The organism is Klebsiella sp. 54 (assembly GCF_018223875.1).
GTDB classification, from domain to species: domain Bacteria; phylum Pseudomonadota; class Gammaproteobacteria; order Enterobacterales; family Enterobacteriaceae; genus Klebsiella; species Klebsiella quasipneumoniae.
Window position 1 is genome coordinate 139,341 of sequence record NZ_JAGRRA010000001.1, and the last position, 26,426, is coordinate 165,766.

General features: G+C 58.5%; 24 protein-coding genes. 12 read left to right on the plus strand and 12 right to left on the minus strand.

All coding sequences use genetic code 11. The features are described from left to right. The first annotated feature begins 67 nt into the window (after positions 1–67). Complete coding sequence (gene yiaB, locus KHQ24_RS00660) at positions 68–439, plus strand: inner membrane protein YiaB (protein WP_049115149.1); 372 nt, start codon at positions 68–70, stop codon at positions 437–439. A gap of 28 nt (positions 440–467) precedes the next feature. Here yiaB and KHQ24_RS00665 read toward each other — a convergent pair whose 3' ends face one another. Then, positions 468–1,463 (minus strand): acyltransferase, encoded by a 996-nt coding sequence (locus KHQ24_RS00665; protein ID WP_211777080.1) that lies wholly within the window; start codon positions 1,461–1,463, stop codon positions 468–470. A gap of 179 nt (positions 1,464–1,642) precedes the next feature. On the opposite strand from KHQ24_RS00665, the gene KHQ24_RS00670 reads away from it, so the two are divergent. The 5 genes from KHQ24_RS00670 (at position 1,643) to KHQ24_RS00690 (ending at position 7,459) form a co-directional block, all read left to right on the plus strand. Further along, positions 1,643–1,942 carry a YsaB family lipoprotein gene (locus KHQ24_RS00670; RefSeq protein ID WP_025999219.1) on the plus strand — a complete coding sequence of 100 codons (300 nt, stop codon included), beginning with the start codon at positions 1,643–1,645 and terminating at the stop codon, positions 1,940–1,942. A 127-nt stretch (positions 1,943–2,069) separates the two neighbouring features. Then, positions 2,070–2,981 (plus strand): glycine--tRNA ligase subunit alpha, encoded by a 912-nt coding sequence (glyQ, locus tag KHQ24_RS00675; protein ID WP_004205014.1) that lies wholly within the window; start codon positions 2,070–2,072, stop codon positions 2,979–2,981. Between the two features lie 9 nt (positions 2,982–2,990). After that, positions 2,991–5,060 (plus strand): glycine--tRNA ligase subunit beta, encoded by a 2,070-nt coding sequence (glyS, locus tag KHQ24_RS00680; RefSeq protein ID WP_211777081.1) that lies wholly within the window; start codon positions 2,991–2,993, stop codon positions 5,058–5,060. A 325-nt stretch (positions 5,061–5,385) separates the two neighbouring features. After that, complete coding sequence (gene hokA / locus KHQ24_RS00685; RefSeq protein WP_004205012.1) at positions 5,386–5,538, plus strand: type I toxin-antitoxin system toxin HokA; 153 nt, start codon at positions 5,386–5,388, stop codon at positions 5,536–5,538. A gap of 301 nt (positions 5,539–5,839) precedes the next feature. Then, positions 5,840–7,459, plus strand: coding sequence for an ATP-binding cassette domain-containing protein (locus tag KHQ24_RS00690; RefSeq protein ID WP_135699425.1), 1,620 nt, complete (start codon positions 5,840–5,842; stop codon positions 7,457–7,459). 98 nt (positions 7,460–7,557) lie between these two features. Here the strand turns inward: KHQ24_RS00690 and cspA are convergent, their stop codons facing one another. The 3 genes from cspA to KHQ24_RS00705 all read right to left on the minus strand — a co-directional run bounded on the left by cspA (position 7,558) and on the right by KHQ24_RS00705 (position 9,912). Further along, on the minus strand, positions 7,558–7,770 hold the full coding sequence (gene cspA, locus KHQ24_RS00695) for an RNA chaperone/antiterminator CspA (RefSeq protein WP_000014594.1): 213 nt from the start codon (positions 7,768–7,770) through the stop codon (positions 7,558–7,560). A 251-nt stretch (positions 7,771–8,021) separates the two neighbouring features. After that, a complete protein-coding gene (locus KHQ24_RS00700; protein ID WP_004205010.1) occupies positions 8,022–8,312 on the minus strand; it encodes an HTH-type transcriptional regulator in 291 nt (96 codons plus the stop codon). A 244-nt stretch (positions 8,313–8,556) separates the two neighbouring features. Beyond that, the gene (locus tag KHQ24_RS00705; RefSeq protein WP_049093596.1) at positions 8,557–9,912 is read right to left on the minus strand and encodes an MFS transporter; all 1,356 of its coding nucleotides are present in this window, start codon (positions 9,910–9,912) and stop codon (positions 8,557–8,559) included. A 440-nt stretch (positions 9,913–10,352) separates the two neighbouring features. On the opposite strand from KHQ24_RS00705, the gene KHQ24_RS00710 reads away from it, so the two are divergent. Beyond that, on the plus strand, positions 10,353–11,063 hold the full coding sequence (locus KHQ24_RS00710) for a DUF3053 domain-containing protein (protein ID WP_002921929.1): 711 nt from the start codon (positions 10,353–10,355) through the stop codon (positions 11,061–11,063). A gap of 109 nt (positions 11,064–11,172) precedes the next feature. On the opposite strand, the gene ghrB is transcribed toward KHQ24_RS00710, so the two are convergent. From ghrB to KHQ24_RS00740, 6 genes are all read right to left on the minus strand, one after another. After that, complete coding sequence (ghrB, locus tag KHQ24_RS00715) at positions 11,173–12,144, minus strand: glyoxylate/hydroxypyruvate reductase GhrB (protein ID WP_017900020.1); 972 nt, start codon at positions 12,142–12,144, stop codon at positions 11,173–11,175. Positions 12,145–12,168: 24 nt separating this feature from the next. Beyond that, positions 12,169–13,449, minus strand: a complete 1,281-nt coding sequence (locus KHQ24_RS00720; protein WP_004205006.1) for an MFS transporter — start codon at positions 13,447–13,449, stop codon at positions 12,169–12,171. 104 nt (positions 13,450–13,553) lie between these two features. Beyond that, positions 13,554–14,489: a sugar kinase gene (locus KHQ24_RS00725; RefSeq protein WP_004205005.1), complete on the minus strand. Its 936-nt coding sequence runs from the start codon at positions 14,487–14,489 to the stop codon at positions 13,554–13,556. A gap of 3 nt (positions 14,490–14,492) precedes the next feature. Continuing rightward, on the minus strand, positions 14,493–15,242 hold the full coding sequence (locus KHQ24_RS00730; RefSeq protein ID WP_211777082.1) for a sugar phosphate isomerase/epimerase family protein: 750 nt from the start codon (positions 15,240–15,242) through the stop codon (positions 14,493–14,495). 111 nt (positions 15,243–15,353) lie between these two features. Further along, positions 15,354–16,370 (minus strand): LacI family DNA-binding transcriptional regulator, encoded by a 1,017-nt coding sequence (locus tag KHQ24_RS00735; RefSeq protein ID WP_004205002.1) that lies wholly within the window; start codon positions 16,368–16,370, stop codon positions 15,354–15,356. Positions 16,371–16,473: 103 nt separating this feature from the next. Further along, the gene (locus KHQ24_RS00740) at positions 16,474–17,136 is read right to left on the minus strand and encodes an OmpA family lipoprotein (RefSeq protein WP_002921917.1); all 663 of its coding nucleotides are present in this window, start codon (positions 17,134–17,136) and stop codon (positions 16,474–16,476) included. Between the two features lie 166 nt (positions 17,137–17,302). Here KHQ24_RS00740 and KHQ24_RS00745 point away from each other — a divergent pair, with 166 nt between their 5' ends. After that, complete coding sequence (locus KHQ24_RS00745; RefSeq protein ID WP_180405310.1) at positions 17,303–19,633, plus strand: molybdopterin guanine dinucleotide-containing S/N-oxide reductase; 2,331 nt, start codon at positions 17,303–17,305, stop codon at positions 19,631–19,633. Here KHQ24_RS00745 and KHQ24_RS00750 read toward each other — a convergent pair. Then, the gene (locus KHQ24_RS00750; RefSeq protein ID WP_004205000.1) at positions 19,602–20,042 is read right to left on the minus strand and encodes an N-acetyltransferase; all 441 of its coding nucleotides are present in this window, start codon (positions 20,040–20,042) and stop codon (positions 19,602–19,604) included. The two genes, KHQ24_RS00745 and KHQ24_RS00750, sit on opposite strands and share 32 nt — an antisense overlap. Beyond that, positions 20,020–20,601 carry a DNA-3-methyladenine glycosylase I gene (gene tag, locus KHQ24_RS00755; protein ID WP_004204998.1) on the minus strand — a complete coding sequence of 194 codons (582 nt, stop codon included), beginning with the start codon at positions 20,599–20,601 and terminating at the stop codon, positions 20,020–20,022. Before tag ends, KHQ24_RS00750 begins: the two co-directional genes overlap by 23 nt. A 205-nt stretch (positions 20,602–20,806) precedes the next feature. Between tag and KHQ24_RS00760 the strand changes: the two genes are divergently transcribed. The 4 genes from KHQ24_RS00760 (at position 20,807) to KHQ24_RS00775 (ending at position 26,339) form a co-directional block, all read left to right on the plus strand. Continuing rightward, complete coding sequence (locus KHQ24_RS00760) at positions 20,807–21,388, plus strand: autotransporter outer membrane beta-barrel domain-containing protein (RefSeq protein WP_072140522.1); 582 nt, start codon at positions 20,807–20,809, stop codon at positions 21,386–21,388. Between the two features lie 241 nt (positions 21,389–21,629). Continuing rightward, a complete protein-coding gene (locus KHQ24_RS00765; protein WP_004204995.1) occupies positions 21,630–22,835 on the plus strand; it encodes an MFS transporter in 1,206 nt (401 codons plus the stop codon). A gap of 242 nt (positions 22,836–23,077) precedes the next feature. Beyond that, positions 23,078–24,751, plus strand: coding sequence for a kdo(2)-lipid A phosphoethanolamine 7''-transferase (eptB, locus tag KHQ24_RS00770; protein ID WP_211777083.1), 1,674 nt, complete (start codon positions 23,078–23,080; stop codon positions 24,749–24,751). Between the two features lie 193 nt (positions 24,752–24,944). Next, a complete protein-coding gene (locus tag KHQ24_RS00775; RefSeq protein ID WP_154041470.1) occupies positions 24,945–26,339 on the plus strand; it encodes an ankyrin repeat domain-containing protein in 1,395 nt (464 codons plus the stop codon). Positions 26,340–26,426: the final 87 nt, after the last annotated feature.

The following is a 26,426-nucleotide window of genomic DNA, read 5'->3' on the forward strand; positions in this document are numbered from 1 at the left end:
CTGCACCTGGCCTGCGCCATCGCCGGGCGGTTCGGTCATAATCAGCGCGTGTCGACAGGGAGGAGCGATGAATATAAAACGCAGTATTGCCAGAGGGATGATGGCAGCAGGGTCGCTGGTTTATCTGCTGGGTATCTGGCGGACCTGCCCGCTGTTTAGCGGTAAAGGTTATTTTCTTGGCGTACTGGTGATGGGGATGTTTGCCGTCCTCGCCCATCAGCGCGCCAGACGGTGGCAGGGGCAGGACGACGGATTTATCGCGTTATGCCGGCTGGTGTTGCTGCTGTCGGCGGGCCTGCTACTGGTAGGCGCCTGGCATGTGCCGACAGACTGGTATGAAAAAGCCGTCTATATCGCGGCGTGGTTTGTCTGCTTATACGGCGCATCTGCGACCCCCGAACGGGCCCGCGTCGCCCGCGCGGTGCAAAAAACGGAATAGGCGCCCGGTTGTCCGGTGCGCCGGGCCGTTAGCTGACCAGCCGGCGGCGATCAACCCGCTGCACCAGGCCGGACAGCAGCAGACTGCCGAGCAGGGCGACGCTGAAAATCCACACAATATCCAGCAGCGGCCAGCGGCTCAGTTCCAGATGGCTGGCGCGCAGCGCATGCACAATCAGGGCATGGAAGCCGTAAATCCCCAGAGAATGACGCGCAATACATTCGATACCGGGCAGGGGACGCGCGTTAAGCCAGTTTTTGGCGAGCGTCAGCAGGGTGACCGCGCAAACGAACACCGCCGGTCCGCAGTAGAGATACCAGGTGTCGCCGAAGTCCCCGCGCCAGCGTAGCTCATGCAGCGTGCCGCGGGAGATGACCCACACGGCGGCGAGGAACAGCGCGGCGCAGAGCGGGGTCAGCCATTTTTTATCCGTGTTCAGGGTGCCAATGGCCCTGCCCAGCACGCCGTAGAGCACGTAATAAAAGGTGTCGCCATTGATATAGAGGTTGACCGGCAACCACTCAATCCCGGCGGCTTTGACGCCGACCATATTGGGGTTGGCCAGAATGCCGAGGATCGCCATCAGCGTCAGCAGCATTTTGCCGCTGACGGACTTAACCTGAATAAGCGGCGAGAGCAGATAGATAACGGTGATAGCAAAGAAAAACCACAGGTGGTAGAAGACAGGCTTCTGCAGCACATTCTTTAACGACAGCTCGACGTTGATATGGGTAAACAGCGCGATATACAGCAGAGAAAGCGCGCTATAGAACGCAATGCACAGGCCAATCCGCCAGAAGTGGCGCGGCTGGGCGCTGCGTTCCCCAAAAAAGAGGTAGCCCGAGATCATAAAAAACAGCGGCACGCTGACGCGGGAGGCGGAATTGAGCCGATTGGCGATATCCCATTGCAGCAGCGTAATCGCATGCGGATGAGTGATATACCAGCTGGTACTGTGGATCATCACCACCATCATGCAGGCAATGCCGCGCAGGTTGGTGATCCAGTGAATCTTTTCTTGCATCCGTCCCTCAAAGTCTACTGGCGAAATAAGGTCTGACCCGCCTTATGCCCCGGTGTCGCACGAGATTAGTCTGAGTTTTTGGTCACAGGCTTGTCGATGTTTCATGATATTCGCAAAATACCTGTAATACTGAATATTTACGATAACAACTTGCTAACAAGGCGGTGGAGGAGAACGTGGTGAAAGGTGTCGTTTCCATAATGCTGGTGCTGCTCCTTGCGGGCTGCAGCGAGACTGTTTCCCCGCCGGCGCAAAAAGCGCAGCGCGCGCGTATTACCCCGCAAACCACGCTCAATATGGCGCAGCTTTGCAAGGACCAGGCCGCTATCCGCTATAACACGCAAACGCAGTTAGTTGACGTGAACCATTTTGAACAATTCCAGGCAAGCTATGAGCTGTCGGGCCGTACCGGCAAGAATGAACGTTTCATCTGTTCCTTTGACCCGGACGGCCAGTTTATGCATCTTTCGATGCGCTGAATCGACCCCACCTGGCGTAAATTTCGTCCGTTTTCCTGAAACTACGCCGTTTCGTACTGTATATCTCGCAGCCAGCGGGTATACTGACTCCTTCCTTTAAATCCACACGTATCCAGCACGAAATCATATGCAAAAGTTTGATACCAGGACCTTCCAGGGCCTGATCCTGACCTTACAGGATTACTGGGCTCGTCAGGGCTGCACCATTGTTCAACCACTGGACATGGAAGTCGGCGCCGGCACCTCTCACCCGATGACCTGCCTGCGCGCGTTAGGGCCGGAGCCGATGGCGACCGCCTACGTACAGCCTTCCCGTCGTCCAACCGATGGCCGCTATGGCGAAAACCCGAACCGTTTACAGCATTACTATCAGTTCCAGGTGGTGATTAAGCCTTCTCCGGACAACATCCAGGAGCTGTACCTCGGGTCGCTGAAAGAGCTGGGTATGGACCCGACCATTCACGACATTCGCTTCGTCGAAGACAACTGGGAAAACCCGACGCTGGGAGCCTGGGGTCTTGGTTGGGAAGTGTGGCTCAACGGCATGGAAGTGACGCAGTTCACCTACTTCCAGCAGGTGGGCGGCCTGGAGTGTAAGCCGGTGACCGGCGAGATCACCTACGGTCTGGAACGTCTGGCGATGTACATCCAGGGCGTCGACAGCGTCTACGACCTGGTCTGGAGCGACGGCCCGCTGGGGAAAACCACTTACGGCGACGTGTTCCACCAGAACGAAGTGGAGCAGTCCACCTATAACTTCGAATACGCCGACGTCGATTTCCTCTTCTCCTGCTTCGAGCAGTATGAGAAAGAGGCCCAGCAGCTGCTGGCGCTGGAGACCCCGCTGCCGCTGCCGGCCTACGAGCGTATTCTGAAAGCGGCTCACAGCTTCAACCTGCTGGATGCGCGTAAAGCCATCTCCGTCACCGAGCGTCAGCGCTATATCCTGCGCATTCGCACCCTGACGAAAGCAGTGGCGGAAGCGTACTACGCTTCCCGTGAAGCGCTCGGCTTCCCGATGTGCAACAAGAATAAATAAGAGGCGGCCATGTCTGAGAATACTTTTCTGGTGGAAATCGGCACTGAAGAGCTGCCACCAAAAGCGCTGCGCAGCCTGGCGGAATCTTTTGCTGCGAACGTGACCGCAGAGCTGGATAACGCCGGCCTCGCGCACGGTAAAGTGGAATGGTTTGCCGCTCCGCGACGTCTGGCGCTGAAGGTAGCCAACCTGGCGGCGGCGCAGGCCGATCGCGAAGTGGAAAAACGCGGCCCGGCCGTTGCCCAGGCGTTCGATGCCGAAGGCAAGCCAAGCAAAGCGGCCGAAGGCTGGGCGCGCGGCTGCGGTATCACCGTCGATCAGGCCGAACGTCTGACCACGGACAAAGGCGAGTGGCTGCTGTATCGCGCCCATGTGAAGGGCGAAAGCACTGAAGCCCTGCTGCCGAACATGATTGCCAGCTCGCTGGCGAAGCTGCCGATCCCGAAACTGATGCGCTGGGGCGCGTCTGACGTCCACTTCGTGCGCCCGGTTCACACCGTCACGCTGCTGCTGGGTGACAAAGTGATCCCGGCTACTATCCTCGGTATTCCGTCCGATCGCGTGATCCGCGGCCATCGCTTTATGGGCGAGCCGGAATTCACCATCGACCATGCCGACCAGTATCCGCAGATCCTGCTGGAGCGCGGTAAAGTCATCGCCGATTACGAACAGCGTAAAGCCAAAATCAAAGCCGATGCGCAAGAGGCGGCGCGTAAGATTGGCGGTAAAGCCGATCTGAGCGAAAGCCTGTTGGAAGAAGTCACCTCGCTGGTGGAATGGCCGGTGGTACTGACGGCGAAGTTCGAAGAAAAATTCCTCGCGGTGCCGTCTGAAGCGCTGGTTTACACCATGAAGGGCGACCAGAAGTACTTCCCTGTCTACGACAACGCCGGTAAGCTGCTGCCGAACTTTATCTTCGTCGCTAACATCGAGTCGAAAGATCCGCAGCAGATCATCTCCGGTAACGAGAAGGTAGTCCGTCCGCGTCTGGCCGATGCCGAGTTCTTCTTCAACACCGACCGTAAAAAACGTCTGGAAGACAACCTGCCGCGTCTGGAAACCGTGCTGTTCCAGCAGCAGCTGGGGACGTTGCGCGACAAGACCGATCGCATTCAGGCGCTGGCGGGCTGGATTGCCGAGCAGATTGGCGCTGACGTGAACCACGCGACCCGCGCGGGCCTGCTGTCCAAGTGCGACCTGATGACCAACATGGTCTTCGAGTTCACCGACACCCAGGGCGTGATGGGGATGCACTACGCGCGCCATGATGGCGAAGCGGAAGATGTGGCCGTGGCGCTGAACGAACAGTATCAGCCGCGCTTTGCCGGCGACGCGCTGCCGTCTAACCCGGTGGCCTGCGCGGTGGCGATTGCCGATAAGATGGACACCCTGGCGGGTATCTTCGGTATCGGCCAGCACCCGAAAGGCGATAAAGACCCGTTTGCGCTGCGCCGCGCCGCGCTGGGCGTCCTGCGTATTATCGTCGAGAAGAACCTGAATCTCGATCTGCAAACGCTGACTGAAGAAGCGGTGCGTCTGTACGGTGAGAAGCTGACCAATGCCAACGTGGTTGATGACGTGATCGACTTTATGCTGGGCCGCTTCCGCGCCTGGTATCAGGACGAAGGCTACGGTGTCGACACTATCCAGGCGGTACTGGCGCGTCGTCCAACCCGCCCGGCGGATTTCGATGCGCGTATGAAGGCGGTATCGCACTTCCGTACTCTGGAAGAGTCCTCCGCGCTGGCGGCGGCGAACAAGCGTGTCTCCAACATCCTGGCGAAATCCGACGAAACGCTGAACGACATCGTTCACGCTTCGGTGCTGAAAGAAGCGGCGGAAATTAAGCTGGCGGGCAATCTGGTGGTGCTGCGCGACAAACTGCAGCCGTATTTCGCCGCAGGCCGTTATCAGGATGCGCTGATTGAGCTGGCTGCGCTGCGCGAGCCGGTGGATGAATTCTTCGAGAACGTGATGGTTAACGCTGAAGACAAAGATGTTCGCATCAACCGTCTGACGCTGCTGTCCAAACTGCGCGAGCTGTTCCTGCAGGTAGCGGATATTTCTCTGCTGCAGTAAGCGTATCGGAAATAATAAAAGACCTGCCTCAGGGCAGGTTTTTTTATACGTGAAATATAAATAGGTGAACCGCTAATAATTCTGTCATTGATATCTTCATTATTTTCATTCATCGATAAGAAATGTTTAGGAATATATAAACATAATTCCGCGAGGTATTTACGCTAGAATGGCGGCGGGTGCTTGAGACTGTGTGTCTCAGGTATTCAGCGGGAGGCAGACAGAGAAAAGCCCCACCTGATAGTAATCAAAGTGAGGCTCCCCTATGCATGAACACCATAAGAGTAGCCTCTTACTTGTTGAAAATCAACACGGGAGGCGAGGAATGCCGCAAAAGTATCTGTTGTTTGGCTTAGTAGTGATTTGCTTCACTATTTTATTATTGACCTGGATGGTTCGTGATTCGCTATGTGAATTACAGATCAGGCAGGGAAATATTGAGCTGGTGGCATTCTTAGCCTGTGATATTAAACAGTAAGAGCATCTGGTGGGGATCTATCCCCACCATGCTTGCGGTGTCAGGCATTCTCAATGCACCCTTTCATTGTTCACCAAATAAATCCTTTGCCTCCTGATATCAGGAGGCCTTTTTATTTTTACACGGTCGTTGAATTAAACGGGCTTGAAATTCATAGCGGAGTGTGGCTATCCTATGCCCCGACGAATCCCTCGTCTCACTGGAGCGCGCCCCACAAATGAACAAACACGACTGATGAATTTCACGCCTTACCTCGCAGATATTGCGGGTAGGGGAGTATTGATTTCATTCAGGAGTGCTTATGGCTCATTGCGCCCACATCCCCGCTTTTGTTTTACATCAGGTCACCTGTCAGTTTGCGACGGGACAGACCCTGTTTGGTCCGCTCAGCGTCTCGCTGGAACCGTCCCTTTGCGGCCTGGTCGGCCGGAACGGCGTCGGCAAGACGCGCCTGCTGCGCCTGCTGGCGGGCTTTGAGTCTCCTGCCGGCGGCCATGTCGAGCGCGCCGCCGCCGTGGCCTGGGTGGCGCAGCAGCCGACGCTCACGCCGGCGACCACCCTCGCCGCGCTGCTCGGCTATGCGCCGGTATTTGACGCCTTGTTCCGCCTTGAACAGGGTAATGGACTGGCCGACGATTTCGAGCTATTGGATGGCCACTGGGATCTCACCGATCGCCTGAGTTTAGCTTTCCGTGAAGCCGATCTCCCGCCGTTCTCTGCCGATCGCCCCGCGTTTTCACTCAGCGGCGGCGAGCGGATGAAGGCTCTGCTGTGCGGCGCCTTTGTCTCCGGCGCCGATTATCTGCTGCTGGATGAGCCTACCAACCATCTGGACCGCCAGGGGCGGGAGTGGCTCTATCACCAGCTGGAAAGCTGGCAGGGCGGGGCGCTGATCGCCAGCCACGACCGCGAGCTGCTGACGCGGATGCCGAGGATTATTGAGCTGACGCCGACGGCGCTGCGCAGCTACGGCGGCAACTATGCTGAATATGAGCGGCAGCGCGAGGCGGAGCAGCAGGCCGCGCGCGCGGCGCTGGAGCATGCCGTGACCGAACGACGGCGCACCCGCGCGCGAATGCAAAAGGAGCATGACGCCGCCCAGCGGCGCTCGGCGCAGACGCTGCGTACCGTTGATACCCTGAATATCGCCTCTTTTGAACGTGTGAAGTACAAAGGCGCGGCAAAAGAGCGTCCGGGAACGCTGCGCCGTCAGCATCGTGAACAGAACAGCAGTCTGAATGGCGCAGTGCAGCAGGCGCGAGAGCGGGTGGAAGAGGATACGCCGGTGATGTTCACCCTGCCAGGCAGCGAAGTGGCCGCCGGCAAGCAGGTGCTGGTGGTGGAAGCATTGCAGCTCGACCATGCACCGGCTGCGCCGCTGGACTGGCGCGTGGATGGTCCGATGCGCATCGCGCTAAAGGGGCCGAACGGCTGTGGCAAAACCACTTTGCTGAAAACGCTGCTGGGGCTGGAGCAGGCCGCCTCAGGCGATGTCCGGCTGTCGGTGAGCGCCGCTTACCTCGATCAACATCTGACGCAGCTGGATCTGTCGTTATCGGTCATGGCGCACCTGAGCCTGGAAGATACCCCGCTGGATGAGGGCCTCCTGCGCACCCGCCTGGCGCAGCTGCAGCTGGGCGCGGATAAGGTCACTCTGCCGCTGTCGGCGCTCAGCGGCGGCGAACGCCTGAAAGCGGCCCTGGCCTGCGTACTCTGGCGACGCGATCCGGCCCAGCTGCTGTTGTTGGATGAGCCGACCAACCATCTCGATTTAGCATCGACGCAGGCTATTGAAAGCGCGCTGGCGGCGTTTCCCGGCGCGATGCTGGTGGTGTCGCATGATGAGGCGTTTTTACAAGGTCTGAGGCTGACCCATAGTCTGGCATGGGAGGAAACGGGCTGGCGCTATACCCGGCTCTGAATGCCCAACAGCCGCCATCGTATGCTGGCGGCTGTTGGCGACAGATAAAAAAAATCCCCGCCATCAGGCAGGGATTCTTGATTCTTAGCGGCTTGAACTTACAGAGAAGTTACGTTGCCAGCTGCCGGGCCTTTAGCGCCGCTTTCGATGGTGAAGGAGACTTTCTGACCTTCATCCAGGGATTTGTAGCCATCGTTCTGGATAGCAGAGAAGTGTACGAACACGTCTTTAGAGCCATCGTCAGGAGTGATGAAGCCGAAGCCTTTGTCAGCGTTGAACCATTTTACGATACCAGTCATTTTACCGGACATAGTGAATTACCTTTAAAAAAATAAGTGAGCCTTGCGGCGTAGCGGTCTGGACTACAGATTTAAAGCGATAAAGGGAAAGTTCACTACGGGGGTATCTTTGGATAACCTTAGAAGGACTGCTCTATTCGACTGCTCTGTGGTCTGTACATCAAACCTGCGAGCATTAACGCACGTTCAGCACCTGATAGCAAACTTTTTTTACGGTGCAGCGGTAAAAGCTCCCTTGCTGGCCCTTACCGCTGCGCTCGGGATTAATCGAGTAACTGCCTTGAAAGCTGCGGGTTGGCCTGAATCAGGCGCATTAATTTTAGCTCAGTGGGGGACGGTCTTACCCGTCTCGATTCCCACTCTCTTACCATAGCGACGCTCACGCCCATGGCGTTGGCGAAGTCGTCAATCTTAAGTCCAGTGCCTTTACGCAGCTGTTCAAATTCACTAAACACAGTGGACTTACGGTTTGAGGTAAGTGTCTGATTATCGTCCTTAAAAACGATGTGTTCCAGGCTGCTCAGCAGTTCAAACACGGGATCTTTATATTCCATTGAGAACTCCTTTTATCACACAGCGGAAGAGATTTTTCTAAAGCTCTTTAAGAATAGTCAGAAAAAAGCATCAAGGATGGTAACGCCCGTGATTATTTGCCAGCAGGTTATCGAATCAGCCCCAATAGCCGAACGGCAGCGGTCCCTAAGAGCATGATTACTAATACGATGGCGTGGCTTCGAAAATTTTTGTAAACGGATAAGAAAAAAGCGGCAAAGCCGGCGCGGGTCGCCGGCTTGTCGATCAGGCTTTCTGCAGACCTCTCGCGTCCTCTGTCGCCGCCGGCGCTGATTTACTGACCCGATATTTAATCAGCAGCGCGATGGCTGACAGGAATGCCGGGATAGCCAGCAGGGTGAAAATGGTCTCAAACGAGAGCTGGGCTTGCATCAGGAAGGCGCCGCTGAACGCGCCAAGGATCCCGCCGAAGCGACCAATGCCCAGCATCCAGGCCACGCCGGTGGCGCGCCCTTGCGTTGGATAGAAGCCTGCCGCCAGCGCCGGCATCGACGACTGCGCGCCGTTCATAATACTGCCGGCGATGAACACCATCACCCCCATCAGCGCCAGGCTGCTGGTAGAGAAGCCCACCAGACAGACGAAAACGCCGGTCAGCAGCCAGCCGACGGCCACCACCTTATTGGGATTGATCTTGTCCATCAGAGCACCGAGGATCAGCACGCCAATTCCGCCGCCGAGCGGGAACAGGGCGGTGATAATTGAGGCCTGACTCATCGATGCGCCGGTTTCACGGATCAGCAGCGGCAGCCAGCTGGTCAGGAGATAGAAGATCAGCAGACCCATAAAGTAGGTCAGGCACAGCATCACGGTACCCACTGCGTAGCGTGGGGAGAAAATGACGCCGATAGCCGACTTCTCTTTCACCTGGCCTGCTTCGCGCAGCTCAAACTCCACCACCTCCGGCAGCGGCGCAATACGCCGCAGGATAGTGGCAATGCGCTGCGCCGGCTGACGCTTCACCACCAGATAGCGGGCGGACTCCGGCAGCAGGAAAATTAATGCTACCGCCAGCAGGAGAGGCATCACGCCGCCCAATACCAGCACGCTCTGCCAGCCATAGTGCGGGATCATCCAGGCGGATAAAAAGCCGCCCAGCGACGAGCCCATCGGAAAGCCGACAAACATCAGGTTCACCAGCAGCGCCCGACGGCGCTCCGGCGCATATTCGCTCATTAGCGTCGCGGCATTGGGCATCGCCGCGCCGAGGCCCAGGCCGGTCAGGAAGCGCAGCAGCGTCAGCTGGTTAAGGCTGGTGGCAAAGGCGGTGAGCAGGCTGAATCCTCCGAACACCACGATCGACATAATCAGCACTTTCTTGCGGCCGATACGGTCAGCCAGTGGTCCCGCGGTTAACGCGCCGACCGCCAGGCCAACCAGCGCGGCGCTCATCACCGGGCCGAGGGCTGATTTTTCCACGCCCCATTCCTGGACCAGGTCGGAGGCGATGAATCCGATGATCGCGGTGTCGAACCCGTCCATCGCGACGGTGATGAAGCAGAGCGCGAGGATCATCCACTGGTAGCGGGTGAAGGGGTGCTCGTTGATAAAGGCCTGAATGTCGATGGTTGTCTTAGTCATACGGCTTTCCTGGCAGACTGAGCGAGGGACAGAGGTTTGTTATTATCGTCGCCTTCGCGTCGTTGAGATTGATTTGTGCGATAATCGAACGCATCGCCGTTAATCGCTCATTTATCAAATCATTGAAGCGCTGACCAGGCAATCCGGGCGGGCGCCAAAGCGTGCGATTATCGTCCGCTTCAGGGCGCGGTGTTGGGCAGTGGATTATAAATTGCAGAAATATCAATCAGTTAATTGATATTCATCGGTCTAATTTGAAGCGCATATTTGTGATGCGCATAACAGACGCGCCAGGCGACGGCAGCGGCGTGCGGAATGGCGTTTTTCCTGCGTAAGATTAGCAGTAAAGGGTATCCTGCGAGGCCGAGCTGGACTATCCTTGTCAGCGTCTGGCACGTGTGTGTCTTTGTGCGCTTTTTTTGGCTGAAAGGAGTAAAAAAATGGCGACAGGAAAGTCCTGCTCTCGCTGGTTTGCGGCTATGGCGGCCTTATTAATGGTGGTTAGCCTGAGTGGGTGTTTTGATAAAGAAGGCGATCAGCGCAAAGCGTTTATCGACTTCCTGCAGAATACGGCGATGCGTAGCGGTGAACGACTGCCGACGCTGACCGCCGATCAGAAAAAACAGTTTGGGCCGTTTGTCTCTGACTACGCGGTGATCTACGGCTACTCGCAGCAGGTGAGCCAGGCGATGGACGCTGGTCTGCGCCCGGTAGTGGACAGCGTCAATGCGATCCGCGTTCCGCAGGACTATATGACCCAGCGCGAGCCGCTGCGTCAGGCGAACGGCGCGCTGGGCGTGCTCAGCCAGCAGCTGCAGAATGCCAAAATGCAGGCCGATGCCGCGCATGGCGCGCTGAAGCAGGCGGACGATCTCAAGCCGGTCTTCGATCAGGTTTACGCCAAGGTGGTGACGGCGCCAGCCGACGCGCTGCAGCCGCTGATCCCGGCCGCGCAGATCTTTACCCAGCAGCTGGTTCAGGTGGGGGATTTTGTCGCCCAGCAGGGAACCCAGGTGAGCTTTGTGGCCAACGGCATTCAATTCCCGACTTCCCAGCAGGCTAGTCAGTACAATGCGCTGATTGGGCCGCTGGCGGCGCAGCATCAGGCGTTTAATCAGGCATGGACGGCGGCGGTGAACGCGACCCGCTAATGCCCTGTCTGGCTGACGTGAGCTGTTGCGAACGGGCTGGATAACGGACAGAATGCAAAAAAGAACCCGGGGAGGGCGATTGCCGCCGCTACCCGGGTTTTTTTATGGCTTATTTTACCTGCGGATTGACGCAGTTTTTTTCGACCTTGCCGTTCAGGGCGTCGATCAGGTTATCCACCGCGCAGGCCGCCATGTTGTAGCGCGTCTCATGGGTGGCGGAGCCGATATGCGGCAGCGCGACGACGTTCGGCAGGCTCAGCAGCGGCGAATCTTTAGCCAGCGGCTCGTGCTCGAAGACATCAAGGCCGGCAGCGTGAATGTCACCCGCCTGCAGGGCGGCGATCAGCGCCTGCTCGTCGACCACCGGGCCGCGCCCGGCGTTAATAAAGATGGCGGAAGATTTCATTTTGGCGAACTGCGCCTGGCCGAACAGATGATGGGTCTCTTCGCTCAGGGGCAGGATCAGGCAGACAAAATCGGCTTCCTGCAGCAGGGTATCAAGATCGCAATAGCGTGCGTTGAAACGTTCCTCCGCCTGCGGATGCTGGCGGCGCGCGTTATACAGGATCGGCATGCCGAACCCGAAGTGGGCGCGCTGCGCCAGCGCCATGCCGATGCGGCCCATGCCGACGATACCTAAGGTTTTATGGTGTACGTCGGTACCGAACCAGTCTGGCCCAATGCTCTTCGTCCATTCGCCCGCTTTAACGCGCTCCGCCACTTCCACCACCCGGCGGGCGGTGCTCAGCACCAGCGCCATGATCGTGTCGGCGACGGTCTCGGTCAGCACGGTCGGGGTATGCATCAGCAGCACCCGGCGGGCGTTCAGCGCCTCGACGTCGAAGTTGTCATAACCAACGGACACGGTGGAGGTCGCACGCAGCTTCGGCATCTTCTCCAGCAGCGCGGCGTCAACCTTTTCGCTGGAGCCCAGCAGGCCTTCAGCCTGGGCAAAGGCCTCAGCGTGCTGCGAAACGGTCTCCGGCCGCAGGTTTTTCACCTGAGTGACGGAAAAGTGCTCCTCCAGACGCTGTAGCAGGTCGTCGGGAAGCGTTTTATAGAGAATGACAGACGGCTTCATGCGAATCTCCGTAGTGTGAGTCGTTCAGGCGTGATGAGCGCCAAGTGGAAGGTTTTGATTATTAGCAGGCTTAACAATCAAAGTCAGCCATACTGAGGCGAAAAGCGCCACCCCCATAAAAATATAGGAAGCTGCTGGGCTGCCGGTGGCACCGTTCAGGTAGCCGACAAACCACGAGCCGCAGAAGGATCCCAGGGCGCCCATGCTGTTGATCAGCGCCATGGCGCCACCGGCGACGTTGCGTGGCAGCATTTCCGGAATAATGGCGAAGAAGGGGCCGTAAGGCGCATACATTGCCGCACCAGCCACTACCAGCAAGGTGTAAGAGACCCAGAAGTGGTTGGCGCCGACCGCCCAGGAGCCGATGAAGGCCAGTCCGCCAATCAGCAGCAGCGGCCAGACGAACAGCTTACGGTTCTGCATTTTATCGGAAGCCCAGGAGACCACGATCATGGCGATAGTCGCCGCCAGGTATGGGACCGAGGAGAGCCAGCCCACTTCCACCATCCCCATATTTTCGCCGCCGCTGCGGATAATCGACGGCAGCCACAGTACAAAGCCGTACACGCCGATGCTCCAGGCAAAGTACTGGGCGCAGAGCAGGATCACGTTGCGGGAGCGGAAGGCCTCGCCATAGTTACGCACCGCTTTGATGCCCTGCTGCTCACGATCCAATTGTTCCTGCAGCGCGGCTTTTTCACTCTCCGCCAGCCAGGATACCTGCGACGGTTTATCTTTCACCAGCACCCACCAGCAGAAGGCCCAGATCACCGCCGGCACCCCTTCGATGATAAACATTTCCCGCCAGCCGAAGGCCTGAATCAGGTAGCCGGAGACCACCGACATCCACAGGACCGTCACCGGGTTGCCGAGGATCAGGAAGGTATTGGCCCGCGAGCGCTCGGATTTGGTGAACCAGTTGCTGATATAGATCAGCATCGCCGGCATCACCGCCGCTTCGACGACGCCGAGAATAAAGCGAATGGCCGCCAGCGCCGGGATATTATGCACAATCCCGGTCAGGGAGGCGCAGCCGCCCCACAGGATCAGGCAGATAAAGATCAGTTTGCGAACGCTGCGGCGCTCTGCATAAATAGCGCCGGGGATCTGAAAGAAGAAGTAGCCAAGGAAGAACAGCGCCCCCAGCAGGGAAGAGATCCCTTTGGTGATGCCCAGGTCTTCGGTAATGCCTGCCGCGGAGGCGAAGCTGAAGTTGGCGCGGTCGAGGTACGCCAGGCTATACGTGATAAACACGATAGGCATGATGTACCACCAGCGTTTCGTTGCATTTGTTGAGCTATTCATAGGCTTGCCTCTGTCAATGAGGTGACATACGTCCGTCGAAACGGGCGCTGCTGTGCCGCGCTGCAGGTAGGGTACAGGGCGGCTGTTATTGTTGCGTATAAATGTTATTCGCCCAGCGCGTCGCGGGTGGGCAGCCCCTCGCTGTCGCCCTGGACCTGAATCGCCAGCGAACCGATTTTATTGCCGCGGTTCACCGCCTGAAGCAGGGTTTTGCCTTCCAGCAGGGCGCTAATCACCCCAACGGCAAAGCCGTCGCCGGCGCCGACGGTATCGACGACGTTTTCGACTTTAATGGCATCAACCGTGCCCTGTTCGCCGTTGGCGCTCTTGAACCAGGCGCCGTCGCAGCCGGTTTTAATGACCACCGCCTTGACGCCGCGCGAGAGATAGAAATCGGCGATCCCCTCCGGAGTCTGCTGGCCGGTGAGAATCACGCCCTCTTTTAAGCCTGGCAAAACCCAGTCAGCCTGGAAGGCGAGACGGTTGAGTTTCTCCACCATCTCGGCTTCGCTTTTCCACAGCACCGGACGCAGATTGGGATCGAAAGAGAGGGTTTTGCCCTCGGCTTTCATGACCTTCGCCGCATGCTCCAGCAGCGCATATGAGCTTTCAGAGAGCGCGGCGGCCACGCCGCTCAGGTGCAAATGACGGGCGCTGGTGAAGTAGTCGGCGCGAAAATCGTCCGGCGACAGATGGCTGGCGGCAGAACCTTTGCGGAAATACTCCACAATGGGATCGGTTCCATTTTCGACTTTCGATTTCATCTGGAAACCGGTAGCGAAGCGGTTGTCAATGGCGACAGCATGGCTATCGATCCCCTCTTTCGCCAGCGATTGCAGTACGAAGCGGCCAAAGCTATCGTTACCGACGCGGCTGACCCAGCCGACCTTCAGACCCAGGCGCGCCAGGCCGGTGGCGACGTTCAGCTCGGCGCCGGCGACACGTTTCATAAAATGCTCCACCTCGGCCAGATCGCCGGTTTCGGTGGCGACAAACATGGCCATAGCTTCGCCGATGGTGATGACATCTAAATTTTCCACGGCTTATTCCTCGCGTAACAAATTGACGTAGCGGCGGGTCACGGCCGTCAGGTCATGGCCAGTCAGCGGAAACTCGATTCCACGCGGCGCGTCGGCGGGAAGATTATCGAGCAGGGCCAGCCAGCGGTCGGCGGCCTGATCCGGCGGCACAGCGCGGAATTTCTCCTGATGTGGCTCCGCCGCTTTCACATGAATATAGCTGACCGCCGGCGCAAGATGGCGGGCTGCCTCTTCCGGCGAATCGCCGACCCACAGCCAGTTGCCCATATCAAACGTTAAGGAGATCGGCAACTGATGGACCCGGCAGGCAGCTTTGAAGCGCTGCATCGGCGCCAGCTGGCCGCAGTCGGTCTGGTCATTCTCCACCACCAGCGCCATGCCGCTGTCGCTGAGGATATGGCGCAGCTCGTCGAGCTGCTGGTTGTGGCGGAAATGGCCAAGGGAGAGCTTCAGCCACAGGGCGTTAAGGGTCTGCGCTTCCGCGAGCAGCGTCGGGAGATGCGGGTTAAGCTCGCCGTTGTCGGCGAACAGCGCCTGGGGCGCGGAGTAGCAAGCCAGCAGGCCGTGGCGCTCGATGGTTGCCGCCAGCGCCGGCAGGGCGTTGAGCTCTTCGGCGCTGAACAGCTCGCGGCGGATTTCGACGCCGTCCGCGCCGGCGTCGGCGATAAACGGCAGGACGGCGGCCTGGCCGCCTAAGGATTTAACATGGTCATTACCATAGGCAGCGGTAACGACAATAATTTTTCTGGCCATCGCGCTCTTACTCCCGGCGTTTGTTGCTTAATCTCCTTATTACGCTAGATGGTATCGGTTCCATAAGAAAGGGCGAGATGTTTAATTTATGATCGGCATCACGAAGGATCGTTAACGGGAGGTTGATCCGCGGACGATAAGCTCGCCGGAAAAGACCCGCTCGCAGATGGGGTCGTTAGTGCCGGCAATGCGCCGAATTACCTGTTCCACCGCCGCGTAGCCGATCTGCCACGTCGGTTGTTTGAGGGTGGTGATGCCGACGCCGGCCAGCTCCGCCCACTCCAGTTCGTCGAAGCCCAGCAGGCCGATATCGCTGCCCCAGATCAGGCCGACGCGCTTCAGGGCGCGGGCCACCTGCAGCGTCAGCGCGCCGTTGGCGGAGATCACCGCTTTGCGCATCCCGCGGTGGCGGGCGTGGAACTGGCGCAGGACGTTGTCCATCATCGCGCCGTCGTTGAGCTGTACTTCGGCGTTTTCGGCCACCACGCCGTGGTGGCGGGCGAGCGTGGCGCGAAAGGCGCTCAGGCGCTCGCGGCGGGTATTGACCGAGCCCAGCGGTTCGCTGAGAAACAGGATGGCCTCAAAGCCTTTCTCCACCAGGTGTTCGGTGGCGGTGGTGGCGGCCTGAGCGTTATCAAGCCCGACCACATCGCAGGCGAAATCGGGGATTTTACGGTCAATCAGCACCATCGGCAGGGCCGACTGCTGCAGGCGGTTCAGGCCATCCTCCCGCATGCCGACCGCGTTGACGACGATGCCTTCCACCTGATAGCTGCGCAGCAGGTCGAGATAGTGCAGCTCCTGGTCAAGCTCGTTATTGGTGTTGCACACCAGCAGGGTAAAGCCCTTTTCCCGGCAGGCCGCTTCAATGCCGCTCATGACATTGACCGAATAGGGGTTGGTGATATCGGCGATGATCAGGCCGATGAGGCGGGTGCGGCCGTGCTTGAGGCCGCGGGCCATCAGGCTGGGGCGGTAGTCGAGTTCGGCAATGGCTTTTTCAATACGTGATAACAGATCGTCGGAAAGCAGGTGCTTCTCGCCGTTAAGGTACCGTGAAATGCTGGTTTTGCCGGTCTTTGCGGCTTTCGCCACATCGCTAATGGTTGCACGCGCCGCTTTCGCCATGATGGCTTCCTTTGCTGAAAATCTGCCAACACCTTAGCGCGAAAAATAGCGATATCAAGCATTTTGCCCGGCAGAGGCGCGGCCGGGCAACATGAGGATGCGCTTATTGCAGCGGGCTGAGGGTGATTTCCACGCGACGGTTCTGCGCCTTACCTTCCGCCGTGCTGTTGCTGGCGATCGGGTTCGCCGGCCCCATGCCGGTGGTGCGAATGCGGTTGGCCGCCACGCCCTGGGTGATCAGTGCGCTGGCGACGCTGTCAGCACGCTGCTGCGACAGACGCATATTCAGATCCTTACTGCCGGTGCTGTCGGTGTAGCCGACGACGTTAACGGCGGTTTTCTCATACTCTTTCAGCACCATGGCCACGCCGGTCAGGGTGTTGGCGCCGGCCGGTTTCAGGTTGGCGCTGTTGCTGTCGAAAGTGACGTTATTCGGCATGTTCAGCACGATATTGTCACCATTTCGCGTCACGCTGACCCCGGTTCCCTGCATTTTGTCGCGCAGCTTCGCTTCCTGCACGTCCATATAGTAGCCTATGCCGCCGCCCAGCGCCGCGCCTGCCGCTGCGCCAATCAGCGCGCCTTTGCCGCGGTCATGTTTGGAAGAGGAGAGCGCGCCGACGCCAGCGCCCACTAAGGAGCCAATACCTGCGCCAATACCGGATTTACCTGCTTCACGCTCACCGGTATAGGGGTTGGTGGTGCAGCCAGAAATCGCCAGGGTGCCGCTGACCAGCGCCGCAATCATAAGTACGCGTTTTTTCATTTAATGTCCTTAATCCTTTTTATTCTTTGTCACAGCGAACGTGACGGTTGATTATGACGCGCGAATACGTAGAAAATTCCCCAAACACCATCTCATTTTGTAAATAACATTGAACGGCGCCGATCGCACCGTCACCACACCTGCTTTCGCTGACCAGGAGCTGCCCTTGCCAACCTCATCTGCAACCAAAACCATTTTAACCGCCGCCCATTGGGGACCGATGCTGGTGGAAACGGACGGGGAAAACGTCCTCTCCTCCCGCGGCGCGCTGGCGACACCGTTTGCCAACTCGCTGCAAACGGCGGTGCGCGACCAGGTGCACAGTAAAACCCGCGTGCGCTACCCGATGGTGCGCAAAGGTTTCCTTGCCTCTCCGGACAAGCCCCAGGGGGTCCGCGGTCAGGATGAATTTGTGCGGGTGAGCTGGGAGCAGGCGCTGGATCTGATCGATGCCCAGCATCGTCGGATCCGCGAAAGCTACGGACCGGCCTCTATTTTTGCCGGCTCCTACGGCTGGCGTTCTAACGGCGTCCTGCATAAGGCGGCCACCCTGCTGCAGCGCTATATGAGCCTGGCGGGCGGCTACACCGGCCATCTCGGGGATTACTCCACCGGCGCGGCGCAGGCGATCATGCCTTACGTCGTGGGCGGCAATGAGGTATATCAGCAGCAGACCAGCTGGCCGCTGGTGCTGGAATACAGCGAGGTAGTGGTGCTGTGGAGCGCCAACCCGCTGAATACGCTGAAAATTGCCTGGAACGCCTCCGACGAGCAGGGTATCCCGTGGTTCGACCGGCTGCGCCAGAGCGGAAAACGCCTGATCTGCATCGATCCGATGCGATCGGAAACTGTCGATTTCTTTGGCGATTCGATGGAGTGGATCGCGCCGCATATGGGCACCGACGTCGCGCTGATGCTGGGTATCGCCCATACGCTGGTGGAGAATGGCTGGCAGGACGACGAGTTTCTTGCCCGCTGCGCCAGCGGCTACGAGATTTTTGCCCGCTATCTGACCGGCGAAAGCGACGGCGTGGCGAAAACCGCCGACTGGGCGGCGGCTATCTGCGGCGTCGCAGCGGATAAGATCCGCGAACTGGCGAAACTTTTCCACGAAAACACCACTATGCTGATGTCTGGCTGGGGCATGCAGCGCCAGCAGTATGGCGAGCAGAAACACTGGATGCTGGTCACCCTGGCTGCGATGCTGGGGCAGATTGGCACCCCGGGGGGCGGGTTTGGTCTTTCCTACCATTTCGCCAACGGCGGCAATCCGACCCGCCGCGCGGCGGTGCTGGGCTCGATGCAGGGGAGCGTGGCCGGAGGCGTGGACGCCGTGGAGAAGATCCCGGTCGCGCGGATTGTCGAGGCGCTGGAGAACCCGGGGGCGGAGTATCAGCACAACGGCATGGCGCGGCGCTTCCCCGATATTCGCTTTATCTGGTGGGCCGGCGGCGCCAACTTTACCCATCATCAGGATACCAACCGCCTGATTCAGGCCTGGCAGAAACCAGAGCTTATCGTCATCTCCGAATGCTTTTGGACCGCCGCCGCGCGTCATGCCGATATCGTCCTGCCGGCGACCACCTCGTTTGAGCGCAACGATCTGACGATGACCGGGGACTACAGCAATCAGCATCTGGTGCCGATGAAGCAGGTGGTCGCCCCGCAGGGTGAAGCGCGCGATGATTTCGCGGTCTTTGCCGACCTCAGCGAACGCTGGGAGGCGGGCGGCCGCGAGCGCTTTACCGAAGGGAAGAGCGATCTGCAGTGGCTGGAGACCTTCTATCAGATGGCCGCCCGGCGCGGCGCCCAGCAGCAGGTGACGCTGCCGCCGTTTGCCGAATTCTGGCAGGCTAACCAGCTGATTGAGATGCCGGAGGAGCCGGAGAATGCCCGTTTCATCCGCTTTGCCGCCTTCCGCGACGATCCCCTGGCCAACCCGCTGAAAACGGCGAGCGGTAAAATTGAGATCCACTCGCCGACCATCGCCGCCTTTGGCTACACCGACTGCCCGCCGCACCCAATGTGGCTGGAGCCCGACGAGTGGCATGGCAACGCCGAGGCGGGGCAGCTGCAGCTGCTGTCGGCCCATCCGGCCCACCGGCTGCACAGTCAACTGAACTACTCCGCGCTGCGCGAACGCTATGCCGTTGCCGGACGCGAACCGTTGACTATTCATCCGCAGGATGCCCGGGCGCGGGGGATTGCCGATGGCGATCTGGTGCGGGTGTGGAACGCCCGCGGTCAGGTGCTGGCCGGCGCGGTGGTGACGGAGGGGATCCGCCCGGGGGTGATATGCCTGCATGAAGGAGCGTGGCCCGACCTGGATCCGGTGGCGGGCATCTGCAAAAACGGGGCGGTGAACGTCTTAACTAAAGATATCCCAACATCCCGCCTGGGCAACGGCTGCGCCGGTAACACCGCCCTGGCGTGGCTGGAGAAATATACCGGCCCGGCGCTGCCGCTTACGGCATTTGATCCGCCGGCCAACGCATAATCCAGGTGGGGTGCTGAGTATCGTCCTGCCATGCGCAATCTTCAATGCGGAAGCCTTGCGCATGGTAGAAACTGACCGCTGATTCGTTTTTCTGATAAACCTCAAGGCTAAGCCAGGCGTAGTGCTGCTTGACTTCATCCAGCAGCGCCCGGCCAATGCCCTGGCGAATAGCGTCCGGCGCGACGAACAGCGCGCCGACGAAACGGGACTCCAGCACGCTGACAAAGCCTTTTAGCTCCCCGTCGCGCTCCCAGACCCAGGTGCTGGCGGCGGGAAGATAGACATCCCGTACCACCGCGACGCTGTCGCGCCAGTAGCTTTCGCTGATAAAGGGATGGGCATGAATCGTACTTTCCAGCCACAGGTCCAGCAGCGGCAGGTTATCTTTAGCGTCCCACTTGCGGATCATCCTGACCTCCAGGGTGACAGAAGCAGCCGGTGACATGGTCGTTGACCAGCCCGCAGGCCTGCATAAAAGAGTAACAGATCGTCGAACCGACAAACTTAAAACCGCGTTTTTTCAAAGCCTTAGACAGCGCATCTGAGGCCGGCGTCGTGGTCGGGATCTCCGCCAGCGTCGCCGCGCGGGTGACCTGGGGCGCATTGTCGACGAAGGACCAGACAAAATCAGTGAACGACTCGCCATTTTCCTCCATCGCCAGATACGCCCGGGCGTTGCCGATGATGGCCTGGATTTTTCCCCGATGGCGGATAATCCCGGCATCCTGCAGCAGCCGCTCGACATCTTCATCCCCCATCGCCGCCACCCGCACCGGATCGAACTGGTGAAAAGCCTGGCGATAGTTTTGCCGTTTTTTTAACACCGTGATCCATGATAACCCGGCCTGCTGACCCTCAAGGCAGATCATTTCAAACAGCCGCTGGGATGCTTTTTGCGCGACACCCCATTCGGTATCGTGATACTCGATATATAACGGATCCTGACTCACCCATCCGCAACGCTGCATAGCTATTTCTCCCTCTGCGCTAAAAAAGTGGACGCCCCGGCTTGACGACTGAAAGATAAAGATAATAGTTAATACAGGGAAATCGTATCCCCAAAAAAACACAGCAATAATGCCGATTCGGCTCTTTTCTGGAGTCGCATTAATGATAATAAAGAAATGCAATGGCCTCCGGGGGTTCTTGTTCCCGGTGTGCGTATCCGTCTGGGTGTCGTGTGTCTCTGGAGCGAATGCCTGGCAACAGGAATATATCGCTATCGATACAAAAAGTAATACGTCGGAACGCTATACATGGGATAGCGATCACCAACCACGCTATGAAGATATCCTCGCCGAGCGGATGAAGTCGTCTGAAACGCCGGGCGGACTGGCGTTAAACCAGGGGCTGGCGCCGCCGGACAGCAGCCGTGGGATGAGCGTCGGCTGGAATTATCTGCTGGCAAACGGCATGACCTCCGGGCCGGTGGCCAGCCTGCGCAGCGACTACACCGCGCCGGCGACGAAAAGCGTGGGCGAGACGGGATATGTCAACACGCTCGGCTGGCGTATGGATTATCAGTCGCTGTGGGGCGTGCACCCTTGGGCGCAGGTGAGCTATAACCAGTCGCTCGCCAGCGATGCCTGGTCGCCGACCACCCGCGCCAGAGAGGGCGGCTGGAGTGATGTCACCCTGGGCGCCGATATGCCGCTGGGATCGCATGTGGCGGCATGGGCCACGCTGTCACAGGCGGACAACGTCCCATCGGGGGAAAATACGCTCTATCTGATGGGGGTCAGCGCCAACTTTTGACCCGCGATTGTTACGCATTTGAAACGATGTGGTTATTGTTAAATCTCAGTAATGGCGCATTTCTGTGAGATAGCGCACACTAACTTTTTCCCTGAAATTCGCGGAATGAATGTCATGCAATGTCATTCATTCCGCCATTAATGCATTTCATTCCCTGCTGATGGCAGTTCATGCCTTTTTCCCCCACTGGATGAGGGGCCTTCGCTATTGTGGCGGCAGTTAATTTATCAGGACAACTGCTATGAACGCTGCAAACCGTCAATCGACCCGCTGGCTTACGCTTATCGGCACCATCATCACCCAATTCGCTCTCGGTTCGGTTTATACCTGGAGCCTGTTTAACAGTTCACTATCTGACAAACTGGGCGAACCGGTCAGCCAGGTCGCCTTCTCCTTTGGCCTGCTGAGCCTCGGGCTGGCGCTCTCTTCGTCGGTCGCCGGCAAGCTGCAGGAGCGTTTTGGCGTGAAGCGCGTCACCATGGCCTCCGGGATCCTGCTTGGTCTGGGCTTCTTTCTGACCGCCCACTCCAGCAGCCTGATGATGCTATGGCTGAGCGCTGGCGTGCTGGTGGGGCTGGCGGACGGGGCCGGTTATCTGCTGACCCTGTCGAACTGCGTCAAGTGGTTCCCGGAACGCAAAGGGCTGATCTCCGCCTTCTCCATCGGTTCCTATGGCCTCGGCAGCCTGGGGTTCAAATTCATTGATACTCATCTGCTGGCCACCGTTGGTCTGGAAAAAACCTTCGTTATCTGGGGCGCTATCGTGCTGGTGATGATCGTCTTTGGCGCGACCTTGATGAAAGATGCGCCAAATCATACGGCGACCACCACGGCCAACGGCGTCGTGGAAAACGACTTCACTCTCGCCGAATCGATGCGTAAACCGCAGTACTGGATGCTGGCGGTGATGTTCCTGACGGCCTGCATGAGCGGTCTGTATGTGATTGGCGTGGCGAAAGATATCGCGCAGGGAATGGTCCACCTGGATGTCGCCACGGCGGCCAATGCGGTAACGGTTATCTCAATCGCTAACCTTAGCGGTCGCCTGGTGTTAGGTATCCTGTCCGATAAAATTTCCCGCATTCGCGTGATCACCATCGGTCAGGTGGTGTCGCTGGTGGGGATGGCCGCGCTGCTGTTCGCCCCGCTGAATGCCATGACCTTTTTCGCCGCCATCGCCTGCGTTGCTTTTAACTTCGGCGGAACCATCACCGTCTTCCCATCGCTGGTCAGTGAATTCTTCGGTCTGAACAACCTGGCGAAAAACTATGGTGTGATTTATCTGGGTTTTGGTATCGGCAGCATCTGCGGTTCCCTCATCGCTTCGCTGTTCGGGGGCTTCTACGTCACCTTCTGCGTGATCTTCGCCCTGCTGATTATTTCGCTGGCGCTTTCCACCACCATTCGTCAGCCGAAAGGCAGTGTCTATAGCGAGGCGCACGCCTGAAACCTGCAGCGTGAAACGTGCCCCTGATTAATACCCTAAGCAAATAGTGCCAATCCAGCCAAATATTTTGTAAATGTTTGGCTGGATCACATTCCCTCCTGATACTTTTCCCGTTCCCTGTGGTCTACTTATCGCGCTTTGTAGAGGTTTCTGATAACCAACCCTAACGCACCCTATTAGCCTACTGACTCATGCCACAGCGTCAGGCGGTGTTTTATTCTTCTTTTTCCAGGTTTGCTTGCATGAAATATATTAGAACGATGACGCAGCAGAAGCTTAGTTTTTGGCTGGCGCTGTACATCGGCTGGTTTATGAACGTCGCCGTTTTTTTTCGGCGTTTCGATGGTTATGCTCAAGAGTTCACTGTCTGGAAAGGGCTTTCCGGTGTCGTTGAGCTGGTGGCCACGGTCTTTGTCACCTTCTTCCTGTTACGTCTTCTGTCGCTGTTCGGTCGCCGTATCTGGCGCATTCTGGCGACGCTGATTGTTCTGTTTTCCGCCGCCGCCAGTTACTACATGACGTTCCTTAACGTGGTGATTGGCTACGGGATTATCGCCTCGGTGATGACCACCGATATCGACCTGTCGAAAGAGGTCATCGGCTGGCATCTGATCCTCTGGCTGGCGGCAGTGAGCGCGCCGCCACTGCTGTTTATCTGGAGCAACCGCTGCCGCCATACGCTGCTGCGCCAACTGCGTACCCCGGGCCAGCGGGTTAAAAACGTGCTGATCGTGGTGTTGGCCGGCCTCATCGTCTGGGGACCTATCCGCCTGCTTGAGCTGCGCCAACACGATGTCGAGCGCCATTCGGAAGTGGATATGCCGAGCTACGGCGGGGTGATCGCCAACTCCTACCTGCCGTCGAACTGGCTGTCGGCGCTGGGGCTGTACGCCTGGGCGCAGGTGGATGAATCCTCAGATAACAAATCGCTGATTAACCCGGCGAAGAAATTTACCTACGTCGCCCCGGAAGGGCTCGATGACACCTACGTGGTGTTTATCATTGGCGAAACCACCCGCTGGGATCATATGGGCATCCTTGGCTATAGCCGTAACACCACGCCAGAGCTGGCGAAAGAGAAGAATCTGGTCGCTTTCCGCGGCTACTCGTGCGATACCGCCACCAAGCTGTCGTTACGCTGCATGTTTGTGCGTCAGGGCGGGGCAGAGGATAACCCGCAGCGGACCCTCAAAGAGCAGAACGTCTTTGCGGTGCTTCATCAGCTGGGCTTCAGCGGCAATCTGTACGCCATGCAGAGTGAGATGTGGTTCTACAGCAACACGATGGCCAACAATATCGCCTATCGCGAGCAGATTGGCGCCGAGCCGCGCAACCGCGGCAAGAGCGTTGACGATATGCTGCTGGTGGATGAGATGAAGCGCGGTATGGAGCAGGGCAACGCCTCTGGTAAGCACCTGATCATCCTCCACACGAAAGGCTCGCACTTTAACTACACCCAACGCTATCCGCGCAGCTTCGCCCAGTGGAAGCCGGAGTGCGTCGGTGTTGATAACAAGTGCTCGAAAGCGGAGCTGATCAACTCCTACGACAACAGCGTGACCTATGTCGATCACTTTATCGTCAGCGTCCTCGACCAGCTGCGGGATAAGAAAGCGATTGTGTTCTATGCCGCCGACCACGGCGAGTCGATTAACGAGCGTGAACATCTGCACGGTACGCCGCGCAAGATGGCGCCGCCGGAACAGTTCCGTGTGCCGATGATGGTCTGGATGTCGGATAAATACCTGGAGAATCCGGATCATGCCGCTGCGTTTGCCCATCTGCAGCAGCAGGCCGCGATGAAGGTGCCGCGCCGTCACGTCGAACTGTACGACACCATTATGGGCTGCCTTGGCTATACCTCGCCGGATGGCGGGATCAACGAGAACAATAACTGGTGTCGGCGGAAAAAGTAAGACAGCGGATTTTTCAGATTCTCGGGTCTGTTTTCCTTTCCTGAGCCCAGGATAAGCTAATCCCTCGCCGGCGTCCGCCGGGCGAGGGATTTTTTTTGCACAGCGGATGTGTCTGGCAGGTTGCCTCTTCTTCTTTGAATACCCTCCAGTGTTCCCGCTCCTCCTGTGCAGCCACTTTTCACGGAGAGAAAGGATGAAGGTAATAAAGGGGTTGGCCCTGCTGTGCCTGCTGATGCTAACGGGCTGTCAGTCCGAAGAGGAAACCCGCCAGTTCCTGCTGGCCTGTAAATACGATGCGCCGGCGACGATCGAAGCCATGCTGAATAACGGCATCGATGTGGATGGTCAGGATAAAACCGGCTTAAGCGGCCTGATGGTCGCTGCCGCGGAAAATCGTCGCGAGGTGGTAGCGCTCCTGCTTAAGCGTCAGGCGCAGCCGAATCTCCAGACGCGCCAGGGCGTCACGGCGCTGATGCTGGCGGCGGCGCGAGGCAGCGATGCGGCGATTATCGGCGATCTTCTCCAGGCGGGCGCGTCGGTGAATCAGACCACCGTCGACAAGAGCACAGCATTGATGTCCGCCATTGCCGACGGCGGGGACGTCAGAAGCGACTACCAGCATATTCTGGCGATGAAAAAGCCCGATGCGCCTGTGGAGGAGCAGAGTGCGCTGGACAAGATTGTCGGCGCAACGGCGGCGAAATCGCTGGCGACGGGCAGCCGCGCGCTGATGACGGAAGACATGGCGTTACAACTGGCCCCCGGCGCGTTTAAGAAGAACGTTGACGAGATCGTGGCGTTGCTGATCGGGCATGGGGCGGACGTGAAGGCCGTCAATGCTTCAGGGGAATCGGTCTTTTTCCTCGCTGTCGATCACGCGCGATCGGCGGAAACCATCACGACCCTGGCCAACGCCGGGGCGGATACCAGCCTGGCGGATAAATCCGGCACCACGCCGCTGATGCTGGCGGCGGCGGGGGACGATCCCAATCTGGTGCTGGCGTTGTCAGCCTCCGGCGTGGAGGTGGATAAGCCGAACCGGGAAGGGCTCACGGCGCTGCAGGTGGCGGCGGGTCAGGGGTCGCCTGCGGTGATCGCGGCGCTGGTGCAGCGCGGCGCAAAGGTGGACCAGCTCTCCGCCAACGACCTCAGCCCGCTGATGCTGGCGGTCAAAATGAATAATAAAGCCAATGTCGAGGCACTCCTCGAGGCCGGCGCCAGCGTCAATCTCAGCAATAAGGCAGGGTATACGGCGATTGGCTACAGCCGGGCCGGCGAGGTTCGCCAGCTGCTGCTGGCGCAGCATGCCGAGCTGAAAGGGCAGGCCGCGCATATGGCGCAAAGCGAACTGCAATTCTGCGCCAATGCCTTTGCCGACAAGCTGGCGTACAGCGACATCGCCCGCGCGGTAAACAACGATACCCGCCCGGACATTATGCGTCATCAGCATACCTGCCCGGGGTTGGGGGAACTGACGATGCTGCTGGGAGAGTTTACATTCAAACCGGCGGGCCCAACTTATCTCGGTGAGCCGGTGACCTGTAAGGTAGCCGAGCATCGCAAAGCGTTTGAGGTCAGCTGCCGCTAAAAAAGCGGACCAACCGGCGATTCGCTGCGCAGGGTGCTGAGTTTCTCGCCGGTTGAACGATTTTTTGAAAATAAGGCATTGACGGGT